Here is a 16,666-nt window from a genome sequence, read left to right on the forward strand (position 1 = left end):
TATCTATGTTACATTTACTGAAATACCGATTCCTCCAGATTATCCGGGAATATTCCGTTATGTTCTGGTCGCTGGCCTTTCCGATCATCCTTGGAACCTTTTACTATCTGTCCTTTGGCAACATCGGACTTGCCGGAACCGGAGAGACCAGCTGGGACTCTGTCCCGGTCGCTGTCATCACGGAAGATGATACATCTGATTATGCACTTGCATTTTCTCAGTTTCTGGCGGAACTTGATGGAGACATGCTTAAGATTGAAGATATTTCTTCTGAAAAAGAGGCCATTGATGATTTAAAATCAGGAACCATACAGGGTATCTATTACGTAAAGGATACTCCTTCTCTTACTGTAGCTGAAAATGGGATCAACGAAAGCATCCTGACTGCACTTCTTGATACCTATCGCCAGAATTCCAGACTGCTTCAGAAGATTGCCATCACACATCCGGAACGGATCACTGACGCCCTGAATGCCGTATATGATTATCAGAGCTTTACCAAAGATACTTCTCTTGGCGGAAAGACTCTGGATTCGACCGTACAGTATTTTCTGGCACTGATTGCTTATGCATGCCTAAGCGGGGCATTCCTCGGCGTACGGTTTGCCATGGACGGTCAGGCGAACCTCTCTGCTCTTGGCGCGCGAAGAAGTATCACTCCTACCCACAAGCTGACTCTGATTCTGATCGACATGCTGGTCATTGTTGCCGTTCATTTTGTGGATGTTCTGATCCTGAATCTGTATATCGTAAAAATACTCGGTTTCAGTCTCGGAGACCAGACCGGCACTCTGATTCTGATCAATCTGATGGGCAGTCTGATCGGCGTCTGCATGGGCATCGTTCTCGGCTGTGTCAGTAGACTCTCTTTAGGTGTCCGCATGGGGCTCTGCGTCGCACTGACTTTGTTCCCCGGATTTCTGGCAGGCCTGATGTTCGGGAACATGAAAAACATCATCGAAGCCAACTGCCCGGTCATCAACCGGATCAACCCGGCTGCTGTACTGAGTGATGCATATTACTGCATGAGTGTATACAACGATTCTGCAAGATTAACCCGCAGCCTGATCATACTTGCAGTCATGAGTCTTCTCTGCCTGATTGTTGCATTTCTTGGAGTAAGGAGGGAACGTTATGACAGTATTTAAGGGATTTATGACCATTACCAGACAGAACCTGAATATCGTATTCATGTATGTCGCTATCTTTCTTGCGATCTTCATCATGGTTGAAAAGACAGGCGTTGGAGAATCTACCTCCACATTTCAGATGGAACGTCTTGAGATTGGAGTGATCGATCGGAATCAGAGTGAATTGTCCAGAGGTCTGATGCAATATCTGGATCAGTATCATACCGTCAAAACGATTCCGGATGACAAAGCGGCACTTCAGGATGCCATGTTCTATCGCAATATCTACTATGCTGTCATCATTCCGGAAGATTTTGAGACCAGTTGCCTGGAAAACGGAGAAAAACTGCCGGTAACAAAAGTCCCCGGAAGCAGCAACGGATATTATGTAGACCAGCAGATCAACACTTTCCTGAACGAGATCCGCATCATGACCTCCGGCGGATATTCTCTGAAAGATGCGATAGCAGAAGTCTGTGCATTAACTTCGGAAACTTCTGATATCACACTTCTCGTTGATAAAGATCACAATGGCGAGATGCCGGGGCATGCATACATGTATCAGTTTTTTCCTTATATCCTGATGTCGATTCTGTGTTATGCCATTGGTTACATTATGATATCTTTCAAAAAACCGGATCTGCAGAGACGAATCAATTGTTCTGCCGTATCTATCCGCAGCCAGAATCTGCAGATTATTCTCGGATACATCGTCATTGGGCTGGCTTTATGGGGTCTCTGTATCCTGATGTCTGTCATCCTGTACAAGAATTCCTTCCTTCAGGATTCTAACAGTTCTTACTATATCGTGAACTGCTTCTGCAATATGCTGGTATCACTGGCACTTGCCTTTCTGGTGGGAACGTTGATCAAAAAAGATGACCTTTTAAGCGCGATCGTAAATGTGATAACACTCGGAATATCATTCACCTGTGGCGTATTCGTATCACTGGACATCATGGGCAGAGGAATCAAGACCTTTGCACACTTTCTTCCGGTCTACTGGTACGAGGTCAATAATCAGCTGCTGGCTCACAATACAGTGCTCCATTCGGCACAACAACGGTCTCTCTTTGTCGGATATCTGATTCAGATATTATTCGCTGCCGCTATCCTGTGTGTCGCACTGGTCATCACCAAATGCCGACAGACAGAATAAAAAGGAAGTGCTGCAAAATAGCACTTCCTTTTCTTCTTTTACTGGCACAGTGGATACTTCTCTGTAAGCTCTGCAACCATTCCTTTTACTTTCTCAATGTTGTCTTCGCTCTGGATCACAAGCGCAATTCCTTCTGCGATCACATCCATATCTTCTTCTTTCAGACCTCTGGAGGTGACAGCCGGTGTACCCAGTCTGACTCCACTCGTTACAAACGGAGATCTCGGATCGTTCGGCACCGTATTCTTATTACAGGTGATGTGTGCCTCATCCAGACGTCTCTCCAGCTCTTTTCCTGTAGTCTCCTCACCCGTCAGATCTACAAGCATCAGATGATTATCCGTTCCTCCGGATACAATCTTTACACCACGATTCTGCAGCCCTTTGCACAGTGCCTGTGCATTCTTCAGAATCTGCTGCTGATACTCAAGGAATGCCGGCTGGAGTGCTTCTTTGAAGCATACAGCCTTTGCTGCGATCACGTGCTCAAGCGGACCTCCCTGGATTCCCGGGAATACAGCTTTGTTAAAGTTGAACTTATCTGCTGATTCCTGGCTGCAGAGGATCATACCTCCTCTTGGTCCACGAAGAGTCTTATGCGTTGTCGTCGTCACTACGTCTGCATACGGAATCGGGCTTGGATGAAGTCCGGCCGCCACAAGACCTGCGATATGAGCCATGTCGACCATCAGATATGCCCCTGCTTCATCTGCAATCTCACGAAACTTCTTGAAATCAATGATTCTTGCATAAGCACTGGCACCGGCAATGATCATTTTCGGCTTTTCTCTTAATGCAATCTCCCTGACCTGATCATAATCAATAAATCCCTCATCATTCACCCCATAGGACACGATCTGAAAATATGTTCCTGATATATTGACCGGTGAACCGTGTGTCAGATGTCCGCCGTGATCCAGATTCATTCCCATCACCTTGTCTCCGGGCTTAAGCATCGCAAAAAATACCGCAAGATTCGCCTGCGCACCTGAATGTGGCTGTACATTCACATACTCACACTGATACAGCTTCTTTGCTCTTTCTCTTGCCAGATTCTCAACTACGTCAACACACTGGCAGCCACCATAGTAACGTTTTCCGGGATATCCCTCTGCATATTTATTGGTCAGCGGACTTCCCATTGCTGCCATTACCGCCTTGCTTACCCAGTTTTCAGAAGCAATCAGTTCGATATGAGAATTCTGTCTTGCCATCTCCGCCTGAATTGCATCTGCAATCTCACTGTCTACATTTTTTATTTCCTCAAATGTGTACATCTTTCTTCCTCCTGCCTTTATAAAAACCTATTTATCAGAATAACATAATCTTTCTGCATTTACCAGCATCTTACTTATCACTTTTGTCGGAAATACTTATTGACATTTTCTATAGGAAAACAGCAATAACAGAGAAAAGCCTCTGATGAATTAATCATCAAAGGCTTCTTTTACCTTATCCATAAATCCTTTTTTCTTTTTTCCGCCCTTGGAATCGCTCTCGACTTCTCCCAGAGAATTGCCGCATAATTCATCGAATCTGCGAAGTGCTTCTTTCGCTTCGTGACTTAAGTGCTCCGGTGTCTGGATCACAAGTGTTACATAATGATCCCCGCGAATCTGAGAATTCCTTACAGAAGGAACACCTTTTCCTTTTAAACGTACTTTGGTGTCTGTCTTCGTTCCGGGCTTCACAGTATAGATCACTTCTCCGTCTACCGTCTTGATCCGGATGTCCGCACCAAGAGCTGCCTGTGCAAATGTAATCGGTACAGTAGAAAAGATATGCATATCCTGACGCTGGAAGATCGGGTGTCTGGATACACTAACTTCTACCAGCAGATCACCTCTCGGTCCACCATTGACGCCTGGTTCCCCTTTTTCACGGATGCGTACGCTCTGACCATTATCAATACCTGCCGGAATCGATACAGAGATCTTCTTTTTATTGGCCACATATCCGGTTCCGCCACAATCCGGACATTTATCACGGATGATCTTACCACTTCCATGACAGTCCGGACAGGTCTGCACGTTCTGCACCGTTCCAAAGAAGGACTGCTGTGTATATACAACCTGGCCCTTTCCACCGCATTTCGGACATGTCTCCGGTGAAGTTCCCGGTTTTGCACCGGTTCCATGACACTTCGGACATTCATCCTTTAATACAACATCCAGTTCCTTTTCACATCCAAATACCGCTTCTTCAAATGTAATTCTGACACTCTTGCGGATATTCATTCCTTTCATAGGTCCCTGACTTGCACGGCCGCTTCTTCTGCCGCCGCCAAACAGGTCGCCAAAGATATCTCCAAAAATATCACTGAAGTCAGCGCCGTTAAAATCAAAGCCGCCAAATCCTCCGGCTCCGCCTGCTCCACCTTCAAATGCCGCATGACCATACTGATCGTACTGGCGGCGCTTATCCGGGTCACTTAAGATTGCATAAGCTTCAGAAGCCTCTTTAAACTTTTTTTCTGCCTCCGCATCGCCCGGATTCATATCCGGATGGTACTTTTTTGCCACCTGCCGGTATGCTTTTTTTAATGTCGCTTCATCAGCATCCCTGCTGACTCCAAGCACTTCATAGTAATCTCTTTTTGCTTCTGCCATCGTTGTTCCTCTCTTTCAAAAGAAAGCCTTATACAAGGAAGTTCCGCGCGACCAGGATCGGCAACCTCCCCATGGTCCCGCGGAACATCCTCCACACTAATCTGAAATCCGACTCATCTTAGTGTTTTAGACCTCTTTAAAATCTCCGTCTACAACATCATCGCCCTGGAATCCTTCCGGTGCCGGGCCTGCTCCTGCATTAGCTCCTGCACCCGCATCCGGTCCAGCCTGATATGCTGCGCCAGCCTGCTCATACATCTTGGTAAACAGTTTCTGTGCGCTCTCTGTCAGTTTTTCTTTTCCAGCCTTAATCTCAGCGATCTCAGAATCTGACATATTATCCATATTTACTTTTTCAAGTAATTCTTTTAATGCTTTGCAATCAGCTTCTACAGCAGCCTTATCAGCGCCGTCAAGCTTATCTCCTACTTCCTGCAGAGCCTTTTCTGTCTGGAATACCATAGCATCTGCTTCGTTCTTTGCATCGATTCCTTCTTTACGTTTCTTATCCTGAGCCTCAAATGCTGCAGCCTCTTTTACAGCCTTATCGATCTCTTCATCAGACATGTTGGATCCTGCAGTGATCGTGATATGCTGCTCTTTTCCGGTTCCGAGATCTTTTGCAGATACATTTACGATACCATTTGCATCGATATCAAATGTAACTTCGATCTGTGGGATTCCACGTGGAGCCGGTGCGATTCCGTCCAGTCGGAACTGTCCCAGAGACTTGTTATCTCTTGCGAACTGTCTCTCACCCTGTACAACATTGATATCTACGGCTGTCTGATTGTCAGCTGCTGTAGAGAAGATCTGGCTCTTCTTTGTCGGGATTGTTGTATTTCTCTCGATCAGTCTTGTTGCAACACCACCCATTGTCTCGATAGACAGTGACAGCGGAGTAACATCCAGAAGAAGGATATCGCCTGCGCCTGTATCGCCGGCAAGCTTACCACCCTGAACGGATGCACCAAGTGCAACACACTCATCCGGGTTCAGAGATTTGCTTGGCTCTTTACCAGTCAGACGTTTTACTTCTTCCTGTACAGCCGGAATACGTGTGGAACCACCAACCAGAAGTACCTGGCCAAGTTCGGAAGCTGAGATACCTGCATCAGACAGTGCTCTCTGCACCGGCTCAGATGTCTTCATTACAAGATCATGTGTCAGTTCATCGAATTTTGCTCTTGTGAGGTTCATATCAAAGTGCTTCGGACCTTCTGCTGTAGCTGTGATGAACGGCAGGTTGATGTTGGTTGTTGTTGCAGAAGACAGCTCTTTCTTAGCCTTCTCTGCTGCTTCTTTTAATCTCTGAAGTGCCATCTTATCTGTAGATAAGTCTACACCTTCCTGTTTCTTGAATTCAGCGATCATGTAGTCTGTAATCTTCTGGTCAAAATCATCTCCACCAAGTCTGTTGTTACCTGCGGTAGACAATACTTCGATAACACCGTCACCGATCTCAATGACAGATACGTCAAATGTACCTCCACCTAAGTCATATACCATGATCTTCTGCTCTTTCTCATTGTCAAGACCATAAGCAAGAGCTGCAGCTGTAGGCTCGTTGATGATACGTTTTACATCAAGACCTGCAATCTTACCTGCATCCTTTGTTGCCTGACGCTGAGCATCGTTAAAGTAAGCCGGAACTGTGATAACAGCCTCTGTTACTTTTTCTCCCAGATATCCTTCTGCATCTGCTTTCAGTTTCTGAAGGATCATTGCAGAAATCTCCTGTGGAGAATATTTCTTGTCATCAATTGTTACTCTGTAATCAGAACCCATCTCTCTCTTGATAGAAGAGATTGTTCTCTCTGCATTTGTAACTGCCTGACGTTTTGCAGGTTCACCTACGAGACGTTCTCCTGTCTTTGTAAATGCTACAACGGATGGAGTTGTTCTTGCGCCTTCTGTATTGGCAATCACGGTCGGCTGTCCACCTTCCATAACTGCTACACAACTGTTTGTCGTTCCTAAGTCAATACCAATAATTTTTCCCATGATAAATATCCTCCTGATTTCATTTATTTTGCCATCTGCTTATTCTTACCAAGCTGCTTTTGTTAATTTGCTACTTTTACCATACTGTGTCTCACTACAGAGTCACGGTACATATATCCCTTCTGGAACTCTTCAGCGACGATGTTCTCGCCCAGGTTCTCATCCTCCACATGCATGACCGCATTATGGAAATTCGGGTCAAACGGCTGTCCTACCGCTTCGATAGGTTTCACCTCGATTCCTTCCAGAGTGGTAATCAGTTGTTTGTAGATCTTTTCCATTCCCTGGACAAATGGATCTTCTTTTTCTTCTTCTTTGACTGCTCCCAATCCTCTTTCGAAATTGTCAATCACCGGAAGAATCTTTTCTATGATATCTTTCGCACCTACTTCGTACATCTGAGACTTTTCCTTCTCCGTACGTTTGCGGAAGTTATCAAACTCTGCCATCGAACGAGCAAGCCTGTCTGTCAGCTCTTCTATCTTCTCGTCCTTTTTATCTTTTTTCTTTTTACCAAACAGCTTTTTGCCGGATTTCCCGGTTTCTGTTGCTTCTTCAGAATCTTCTTCTTTGTCTTCTGCTTCTTCTTCTGTGGTCTCTTCCTCGCCTGCCGCCTCTTCTTCGCTGTCAGCTTCCGCTTCGACTTCATTCTCTTCCGTCTCTGCTTCCTCTTTCGCTTCTTCCTGCTGGCCTGCTGCTTTCTTTGCTTCCTCCACAGCTTCCTTTACCATCTCTTCCTGGCTTTTTTCCTGATTATTTTCCAAGGGTTATTCCACCTTTCTATTCATTCTTATGAAACATCTGATCCAGTTCATTTTGCAGACGCTTCATAGACTTTAACACATGCTCATAATCCATTCGCTTCGGTCCGATAATACCTATCGTTCCCTTCATTCCGTCTCCCAATTCATAGGTCGCGGTAACTACGCTGCAGTCTTTCATATTCTGTACCGGCGTCTCATCTCCGATGTATACCTGAATTCCGGTATTCTCATCCTGCGACAATGTCCGGGTCACCAGCTCAGTCAGCTGCTGCTTTTCCTCAAATGCACTGATGATCTCCTGTGCGCTCTGCTTGTCACTCAGTTCCGGATATTTGAAGATGTTCGTTGCTCCGCTGGTATAGATCTGCATCTCTTCATCAATCTGAATTGCATCTGCAACTGCATCCAGTACATTGCCGATCACCTGACTGTGTATACCGGCCTGTTCCTTCAGCCTTGCAATCAGTCCCAGATTGATCTCTTCGATGGACATGCCATTTAATGTTGTGTTCAAAAGCATATTCAGTTTTAACAGATTCTCGTTGCTGATTGGTTCCTCGATATCGATGATCTTATTCTTGATCACGTTACCGCCAAGAACAATAACTGCGATGATCTGCTCATCATCGACCATGGACAGCTGAATGAACTTGATCCGGTTGGCACTGTTTCTTGGTGTGGAAACCATCGTTGCATAATTGGTGCTGTTGGCAAGCACCTTTGCCGCCTGCTTCAGAAGCTGTTCCATCTTGTCTGCCTTTTCCAGCATCTGCTCCTGCATCTCATTCAACTCATGCTCTTTTTCTTCCATCAGCATATCTACATAGAGTCTGTAGCCTTTGTCCGAAGGGATACGTCCTGCTGACGTATGAGGCTGGATGATATATCCCATCTCTTCCAGATCCGCCATCTCATTACGAATGGTAGCAGAACTGAGATTCAGATCCGTATATTTGGAAATCGTTCTCGATCCAACCGGTTCTCCTGTCTCCAGATAATTCTGAATGATCGCATGAAGAATCTTCAGCTTCCGGTCGCTGAGCCCATCTGTCAATATCATCTGTTCCTCCTCCTTTCGGTTTTCCTCTGTTAGCACTCTGTAATTTTGAGTGCTAACATCTTTCGAATATTAAGATAGCACTCCATTTTACGTTTGTCAACACTGTTTATACTTTTTTTACAAAACAATTTTATACCTAAAATGGGAGCAGAAAATAAGGAATTGTCAGTGATACAGGCTATACTCCTTTCCATCCCATTTCTAGTCGATTTCAAATACCATCTCAAATTTCCAAAATCAATCTATACATGCATATAACCAATCTCTACATGCTAATAATTTTAGGGAAATCCATCAAGAAATCTCATTTCAAATCTGTACATGTAAATAATTCTGGGAAAATCCATCAAGAAATCTAATTTCATATCTGTACATGCAAATAATTCTGGGAAAATCCATCAAGAAATCTAATTTCTAGTATATGCATGAAAAAGCTTTAAAAAATTACCATCAAAATATCCAATATCAATTTCTTGATTGAAAAGGACGCAAAAACATACCATCAGGACGTCGAATATCACATCTATGATGGTATAGGTATACCACTATGATGGTATAGGTATATCTCTCTGCCATTGCCATCATGAACTCCCATGACAAGTACATATAATGAAAACAAATGTATCAGAAACGTTCGCCGACAGGTGCACAAAAAAATAAGAGATTGTCCTGCGACAATCCCTTATGCATAGCTTGCTTCTCTTAGCTGAGTTCGATCTTTTCAGCCTCTTCCGGTTTAAAATCGTTTCTGAGATCATAGATATTATGTCCAGTAGATTCGCTCAGTACTCTTCCCTCTAATGAATAGCAGCGGATGAATCTCTTGTTATCTACGGTTGACCAGTGCTCTACATCCCATGTAAGATATCCGTCTTCATCGGTTTTCTTTTCCTTCAGATACAGATCCACCTGACGACCATTCTTCATGATCTGAATCAGACCATCTGTTCCTGCTACTTCTACTTCTTCTTTTTTTACTGTGTCATAAATCTTCATTTTGTTTCCTCCTTAAATTGTTCCTGCTTCACATTTAATCAGTTCCGCATTCCCCTTGATTGCTCTGTAACGATTATACGCTTTATAATAGGAAAACACAAGAACCGTTCTGTCTTTTCTCACTTGAAATCTATGACTGTCTCTTCAGGTATTCCATCCACTCCCGGATCTCCTTCTCATGCCCGTTCTCACTCGGCTTATAAAAGGTTTCACCCTGTATCTCGTCAGGAAGATACTGCTGCTTCACATAATGATCCGGATAATCATGCGCATACCTGTAACCGACTCCGTGTCCCAGATTCTTAGATCCTTTATAATGTGCATCCTGGAGATGTGACGGAACCGTGGTTCTCTTCTGCTTCACACTTTCCATCGCGTCAAAGATTGCATTTGTAGCAGAGTTGCTCTTCGGAGCTGTCGCTACGTACAGTACAGCCTGTGACAGAATGATCTGTGCTTCCGGCATACCGATCCGTTCAACCGCCTGTGCCGCAGATACCGCTACCGTAAGTGCCATCGGATCTGCATTTCCCACATCTTCCGAAGCACAGATCATGATCCTCCTTGCAATAAACTTGATATCTTCCCCTGCATACAGCATCTTTGCAAGATAATATACCGCTGCATCCGGGTCAGAGCCCCGCATGCTCTTGATAAATGCGGATATCGTATCGTAATGATTGTCTCCTGTCTTATCATAGCGGACCACACGCTTCTGAATGCATTCACCGGCCACCTCAAGCGTCAGATGAATCTTTCCGTCTTCGCTCCTCGGCGTCGTAAGGATTCCAAGCTCTACCGCATTCAATGCATTTCTCGCATCCCCACCCGAGATGTCTGCCAGAAACTCCATCGCATCATCCTCGATCACTGCCTGATAGCTTCCCATTCCCTTTTCCACATCATACACCGCACGGTGTAAAAGCGTCTTAATATCCTCTTTATCCAGCGGATGCAGTTCAAAGATACTGGAACGTGAGATCAGCGCACTGTTCACCTCAAAGTAAGGATTCTCCGTAGTCGCACCAATCAGAATGATCGTCCCGTCCTCTACAAAAGGCAGAAGATAATCCTGCTGACTTTTATTGAATCTGTGAATCTCATCCACAAACAGGATCGTCTTCTTATGATACATCCCCTGCAGTTCCTTGGCTTTACTGACCACTTCCTCCATATCCTTTTTCCCGGCCACAGTTGCATTGATCTGGGTAAATTCTGCGCTGGTAGTATGCGCGATCACCTTTGCGAGTGTTGTCTTTCCGGTTCCCGGAGGACCATAAAAAATGACCGAACTCAACTTATCTGCCTTGATCGCGCGATACAGAAGCTTGTCTTTTCCAATAATATGCTGCTGCCCCACCACTTCATCCAGCGTGGTCGGACGAAGTCTGGATGCCAGAGGCGCTTCCTTTTCCATATTCTGTTCTCTCATATAATCAAATAAATCCATCTTCTTCCCCCTGTCCCTTCTAACACTCACAGATGTCCCGGATGACCTCTCCTGCAATCAAAAGGCCTGCAACCGGAGGAACAAAAGACACACTTCCCGGAATTGAACGCCTTTGTCCCTTTTCTTCTCCACTGTCCCTTCCGGAAATATCCACCGGCTTTTCTTTCGAATATAATACCTTCAGATGAAAGATTCCCTTTGCCTTCAATTCCTTTCGCATGACCTTGCACAGAGGACATACAGAAGTCTTACTGATGTCTGTGATTTCAAACATCTCTGCATGCAGCTTATTCCCCGTCCCCATACAGGATATGATCGGGATCTCATCTGCTTTGGCCCGTTCCACCAGTGCAAGCTTTGCCGTCACCGTATCGATTGCATCCACGATATAATCCGGTCGCTCCTCAAAGAGCGCATCCATATTCTCAGGAAGCACAAACATCTCATGCGTCACTACTTCCGTCTGCGGACAGATATCCCGGATTCTTTCTTTCATCACCTGCGTCTTATACTGCCCGATCGTACTGTGATACGCGATAGACTGCCGGTTAATATTCGTAAGCGACACCGTATCGTTATCCACCAGAATCAACCGTCCTACGCCGCTTCTCGCAAGCGCCTCAATACAATGGGAGCCGACGCCGCCGACTCCCAGTACCATCACCGTACTCTTTCTCAGCCTGTGAAGACCTTCCTCTCCGATCAACAGCTCTGTTCTTGAAAATTCATTTGCCATATCTTAACCTTTCGTCTACTTCATCTACTGTCAGCTAATCTAATATCAATTGATCTACCGTTACAAATTCATATCCCTTTTTCTGTAATATATCTATGATGCGAAGTGCCGCATCCACACTCGATCCGTAACAATCGTGCATTAAGATAATATCATTTTCCTCCGCTTCCGTCACTACCTTATTTACAATTTCATCGACGTTCTCAGTCGTCCAGTCCAACGGATCAATCGTCCACATGACCGGCATGACCTCTATCTCCAGTTCCAGATCCCTCTGCCACAGTCCAAATGGCGGCCGCATGTATTCCACATGCTCTCCTGTAATGGAGCAGATGACCTGATCTGTCAGTTCGATCTCCTCTCTTGCCTTTTCATCCGATACTTTTGTGATCTCCACATGATGATAGGTGTGGTTGCCGATCAGATGCCCTTCTTCATATTCTCTTTTCACCAGATCCGGATAACGTTCCGCATTTTCCCCAATCAGGAAAAATGTTGCTTTGACTCCCCTTTCCTTCAGTCCATCAAGAAGCCTTCCCGTACATTCCGCACTTGGCCCGTCATCAAATGTAATTGCAATCTGCGGTGCCTCTCGGACCATGGAGGAAGCTACATATTGAACAGCCTCTCCGATTGTCTCTTCCTGTGTATGTCCATCTGCGCTCCCTCCCATATACCCGGGGCTCTGTAATATCTCCCATATCTGAAACAGGCAGAACAGGCCGCCTGCAATACAGATCATACATAATATCCCAATTCCACCATCGACTCTGCGCTTCATGAACTCCTTTTTTCCCTCCTGCATACTGCTGATCCATGATATCCGGATCTCCCGGCGGAAATTCCCGCTACCTTATATATTATGAAGCCATTCAAATGTGTATGAACGCATTGCATTATATATACTATAATGATATAATACCCCGTGTTGTTCAGAATAAATGATTCAGGAGGGATCAATAATGACCGAAACACACACCAAAGAAAACAAAATGGGAACGATGCCTGTTCCAAAGCTTCTGATCTCCATGTCACTGCCCATGATGATCTCCATGCTGGTACAGGCTCTTTATAATATTGTAGACAGCATGTTCGTTGCAAAATTGAGCGAAGATGCTCTGACCGCCGTATCACTGGCATTTCCGGTTCAAAATCTGATGATTGCGGTTGCTGCCGGAACAGGTGTCGGTATCAATGCGCTGCTGTCCCGTAATCTGGGAGAAAAGAACTTTGAAGGCGCCAACAAAGCTGCACGAAACGGCATCTTTCTTGCCATTATCAGCTGCATCATATGTGCACTGCTTGGCACCGTCGGCTCACACTTTTTCTTTGCCATGCAGACAGACAATACAGCGATCGTTACATACGGAACACAATATATGCAGATCATCACCCTTTTTTCCTGCGGAATCTTTCTTCAGGTCACCCTTGAGCGACTGCTTCAGTCCACCGGAAAGACCATCTACAGCATGATCACACAGGGAACCGGCGCCATCATCAACATCATACTGGATCCTGTTCTGATCTTCGGACTGTACGGATTTCCAAGACTAGAGGTTGCAGGAGCCGCCATCGCAACCATCTTCGGCCAGATGATCGCAGTTACCATGTCCCTTTTCTTTAATATAAGAAAGAACAAAGAGATCAACATCAACTTAAAAGGATTCCGTCCGGATTCCCGAATCATCAAAACCATCTATGAGGTCGGTGTTCCTTCCATCATCATGCAGTCCATCGGCTCTGTCATGACATTTGGAATGAACAAGATCCTTCTGATGTTCTCTTCCACCGCAGCTGCCGTGTTCGGTGTATACTTCAAGCTCCAGAGCTTCATCTTTATGCCGGTATTCGGTCTGAATAACGGCATGATACCGATCATTGCCTACAACTACGGCGCAAGAAATAAAAAGAGAATCATGCAGACTGCAAAGATCAGTATTCTGATCGCCGTCTCCATCATGCTGATCGGACTGATCATCTTCCAGATCTTCCCGGAATTCCTGCTCCGGAATCTCTTTGATGCATCCGATACCATGCTTGCGATCGGTGTGCCTGCACTCAGGATCATCAGCTTAAGCTTCCTGTTCGCAGGATACTGTATCGTAGCCGGTTCCATCTTCCAGGCCCTCGGCAACGGAGTCTACAGCCTGATCGTCTCTGCCGCAAGACAACTGATGGTTATCCTGCCGGTGGCATACATATTTGCAAAAGTGTTCGGATTACATGCTGTATGGTGGGCGATCCCGATCGCAGAGATCGTATCCCTGACACTGTCGACGATATTATTAAGACGCATCTATCAGAAAAAGGTAAAGCCGCTGTAGGCCTTACCTTTTTTTAATATTTCTTCCTTTTTCCTTTCTTCGGCTTACGCACACTCCATCCGAATGTCCCCAGGGACTTCCCGAGCGCCAGATATTCTCCATGTGAGTAAGCCAGCAGTCCGGTATCGTTCAGGCTGAACTTCCCATTTTCGTCCATGTAATCTTCTTCAACCTGCACTGCCTGTACTTCTGCCAGGAACATATGATGGGAGCCCAGTTCTTTGACCTCTGTCACCTTACACTCAATATTGACCGGGCTTTCTTCTATGATCGGAGCGTATTGAAGCGTATTGGCCTTTCCGCGGGTCAGCTTCATCTCTTTCCATTTGTCCACATCCCGCCCAGACCGCACACCGCACCAGTCGGTCGCACGCCGAAGCTTCTCCGTCGTCAGGTTTACAACGAATTCTCCGCTTTCCCTTAACATATGGTAGGAATACCGTTCCGGACGCACAGAGATATATAGCATAGCCGGATTCGTACATACGGTTCCGGTCCATGCTACCGTAATAATATTGTCAGCACCGTTCTTATCCGCCGTACTGACCATGACCGCCGGCAGCGGATACAACATATTTCCAGGCTTCCACAATTGCTTCGCCATAACATTTTCCATCCTTATATCTTCTATTATTATTACTGCTGAATCTCACTGACCAGTGTCGGAATCAGCTGTTTCTTTCTGGACACCACGCCCTTTAAAATCATCGGATCGGCATCCTCTTTTAAGTCAAATGCGTCTGCAATGTATGTCTTTGCATTACTTCCACAACAGAGAAGCTCTGTTGATTCTCCTAGAATATCCGTCAGCATGAAGTATACCATCTGAAGCTGCTGTTCTTTCAGTACTTCCGGAAGATAAGGCTCCAGAACCTCTTTGACTTCCTGAAGTTCTTCCCTGCTCATGGAATTGATCTGTCCGACACCGAACTTTATATCATTCACGTTAAACTGCTTGAAATCCTGGAAACAGATCTCTTCTGCAGTTTTTCCGGAGAGACTGCTGCCAGCCTTGAACATTGCCTGTGCCATCTCCTCCAGATTGATCTCAGCGATGGCCGCAAGCTGATTGGCAGCTGCTTCGTCCACCGATGTACACGTCGGGGAACGGAACAGCAGGGTATCCGAGATGATCGCAGAACACAGAAGGCCTGCGATAGTCGGCGTGATCTCTACCCCATATTCCTGATACATCTGATATACGATCGTAGCCGTACATCCCACCGGCTGATTACGGAAGAATACCGGCCCTATAGTCTCGATGTTGCCCAGTCTGTGATGATCGATGATCTCCACGATCTCTGCCTCTTCAATTCCGTCTACTGCCTGGCTCTTCTCATTATGATCCACCAGGATCACTTTCTTCTTACTTACGCTCAGAAAACGTCTTCTTGATATAAATCCCTTGAACCTTCCATGCCTGTCCAGGATCGGGAAATCACGGTATTTTTTCTTCGCCATAACTTCTTTGATGTCTTCGACGTAGTCACTCATATCAAACGCCGTTAGCGGTGCTTTCGTCATAAACCGCTTGACCGGAACACTCTGATTGATCAGACGTGCCACCGTAAATGTATCATGTGGCGTGCTGATGATAACAATGCTCTGATCCTCTGCTCTTCGGATCACTTCCTCTGACACAGAAGCTCCCTGGCAGATAACCATACAGCTGACATCCATATCCAGTGCACAGATCTGTGATTCATATCGGTTTCCCAGGATCACCAGATCATCTTTTGCGATGAATTCTGCCATCAGATCCGGATTAGATGCCCCGATCGCTACTTTTCCTTTGGTAAAATATCCATGTTCATTGCCGGTGATCAGAGTCCCGTCCAGTGTCTTGATGATGTTGCGATACTGTGTCTTTGCCGCAGACAATGTATAGTTATCGTACACTTCCATATAGGAGGTCGCGATATCACCGGTGGAGATCACTCCTTCCAGCTCATCATCCTTCAGAATCGGAATTGTCTTGATATTATTTTCCTTCATTTTAATCCAGGTATCACGGATGGACACATTCGGTTCCACCCCGTCGATCTTATGGATATCCATATCCTTTACCTGCAGCTTTACATTTGTAAGCAGACCCGGCGCCTTCACTCCAAACCTGTGCAGTACATAATGCGTCTCTTCATTTATCTGACCGGCTCTCTTTGCCACATAATCATTGCCGGTAACTTCTTTTTTTAAATGCGCATATGCAATCGCGGAACAGATCGAATCTGTATCTGGATTCTTATGTCCGACTACATATACTTTTTCTGCTTTTCTTCCCATATCAATTACTCCACTTATTATGTTCTTATTACACTCTTTACTTTTATGTGTATTGTTTTTACCAATACTAAAATAAGCTTGCCATTTTTTTTTGATTTCGTCAACCATATTTATTTTCCGAAATATATATTTTTTCTGATCTGCATAATTT

At 45.3% G+C, this 16,666-nt stretch carries 14 protein-coding genes; 3 read left to right on the top strand and 11 right to left on the bottom strand.

What is annotated here, in order from left to right; translation table 11 throughout:
• The first annotated feature begins 5 nt into the window (after positions 1–5).
• Together ABE547_RS06375 and ABE547_RS06380 are read left to right on the top strand one after the other, a co-directional pair.
• Entirely contained in the window at positions 6–1,148 is a 1,143-nt protein-coding gene (locus tag ABE547_RS06375; RefSeq protein WP_347377978.1) for an ABC transporter permease, read from the top strand.
• Positions 1,135–2,289, top strand: a complete 1,155-nt coding sequence (locus tag ABE547_RS06380) for an ABC transporter permease (RefSeq protein ID WP_347377979.1) — start codon at positions 1,135–1,137, stop codon at positions 2,287–2,289. Before ABE547_RS06375 ends, ABE547_RS06380 begins: the two co-directional genes overlap by 14 nt.
• Before the next feature lie 38 nt (positions 2,290–2,327).
• On the opposite strand, the gene glyA is transcribed toward ABE547_RS06380, so the two are convergent.
• The 9 genes from glyA to ABE547_RS06425 form a co-directional block, all read right to left on the bottom strand.
• On the bottom strand, positions 2,328–3,566 hold the full coding sequence (glyA, locus tag ABE547_RS06385; RefSeq protein ID WP_347377980.1) for a serine hydroxymethyltransferase: 1,239 nt from the start codon (positions 3,564–3,566) through the stop codon (positions 2,328–2,330).
• 150 nt (positions 3,567–3,716) lie between these two features.
• The gene (gene dnaJ / locus ABE547_RS06390) at positions 3,717–4,898 is read right to left on the bottom strand and encodes a molecular chaperone DnaJ (protein ID WP_347377981.1); all 1,182 of its coding nucleotides are present in this window, start codon (positions 4,896–4,898) and stop codon (positions 3,717–3,719) included.
• A 126-nt stretch (positions 4,899–5,024) separates the two neighbouring features.
• A complete protein-coding gene (gene dnaK, locus ABE547_RS06395) occupies positions 5,025–6,902 on the bottom strand; it encodes a molecular chaperone DnaK (protein WP_347377982.1) in 1,878 nt (625 codons plus the stop codon).
• Between the two features lie 62 nt (positions 6,903–6,964).
• Entirely contained in the window at positions 6,965–7,666 is a 702-nt protein-coding gene (gene grpE / locus ABE547_RS06400) for a nucleotide exchange factor GrpE (protein ID WP_347377983.1), read from the bottom strand.
• Between the two features lie 16 nt (positions 7,667–7,682).
• Complete coding sequence (gene hrcA / locus ABE547_RS06405; protein ID WP_347377984.1) at positions 7,683–8,726, bottom strand: heat-inducible transcriptional repressor HrcA; 1,044 nt, start codon at positions 8,724–8,726, stop codon at positions 7,683–7,685.
• Positions 8,727–9,428: 702 nt separating this feature from the next.
• The gene (locus ABE547_RS06410) at positions 9,429–9,722 is read right to left on the bottom strand and encodes a hypothetical protein (RefSeq protein WP_347377985.1); all 294 of its coding nucleotides are present in this window, start codon (positions 9,720–9,722) and stop codon (positions 9,429–9,431) included.
• 130 nt (positions 9,723–9,852) lie between these two features.
• Positions 9,853–11,172, bottom strand: coding sequence for a replication-associated recombination protein A (locus ABE547_RS06415; RefSeq protein WP_347377986.1), 1,320 nt, complete (start codon positions 11,170–11,172; stop codon positions 9,853–9,855).
• Positions 11,173–11,191: 19 nt separating this feature from the next.
• Positions 11,192–11,908, bottom strand: coding sequence for a tRNA threonylcarbamoyladenosine dehydratase (locus ABE547_RS06420; protein WP_347377987.1), 717 nt, complete (start codon positions 11,906–11,908; stop codon positions 11,192–11,194).
• Between the two features lie 34 nt (positions 11,909–11,942).
• Complete coding sequence (locus ABE547_RS06425; protein ID WP_347378027.1) at positions 11,943–12,581, bottom strand: polysaccharide deacetylase family protein; 639 nt, start codon at positions 12,579–12,581, stop codon at positions 11,943–11,945.
• Positions 12,582–12,870: 289 nt separating this feature from the next.
• On the opposite strand from ABE547_RS06425, the gene ABE547_RS06430 reads away from it, so the two are divergent.
• Positions 12,871–14,232 (top strand): MATE family efflux transporter, encoded by a 1,362-nt coding sequence (locus ABE547_RS06430; RefSeq protein WP_347377988.1) that lies wholly within the window; start codon positions 12,871–12,873, stop codon positions 14,230–14,232.
• 13 nt (positions 14,233–14,245) lie between these two features.
• Here the strand turns inward: ABE547_RS06430 and ABE547_RS06435 are convergent, their stop codons facing one another.
• On the bottom strand, positions 14,246–14,836 hold the full coding sequence (locus ABE547_RS06435; RefSeq protein ID WP_347377989.1) for a flavin reductase family protein: 591 nt from the start codon (positions 14,834–14,836) through the stop codon (positions 14,246–14,248).
• Positions 14,837–14,868: 32 nt separating this feature from the next.
• A complete protein-coding gene (locus ABE547_RS06440; protein ID WP_347377990.1) occupies positions 14,869–16,515 on the bottom strand; it encodes a putative manganese-dependent inorganic diphosphatase in 1,647 nt (548 codons plus the stop codon).
• Positions 16,516–16,666 lie beyond the last annotated feature (151 nt).

Source organism: Dorea sp. YH-dor226 (assembly GCF_039832105.1).
Classification (GTDB): domain Bacteria; phylum Bacillota; class Clostridia; order Lachnospirales; family Lachnospiraceae; genus Dorea_A.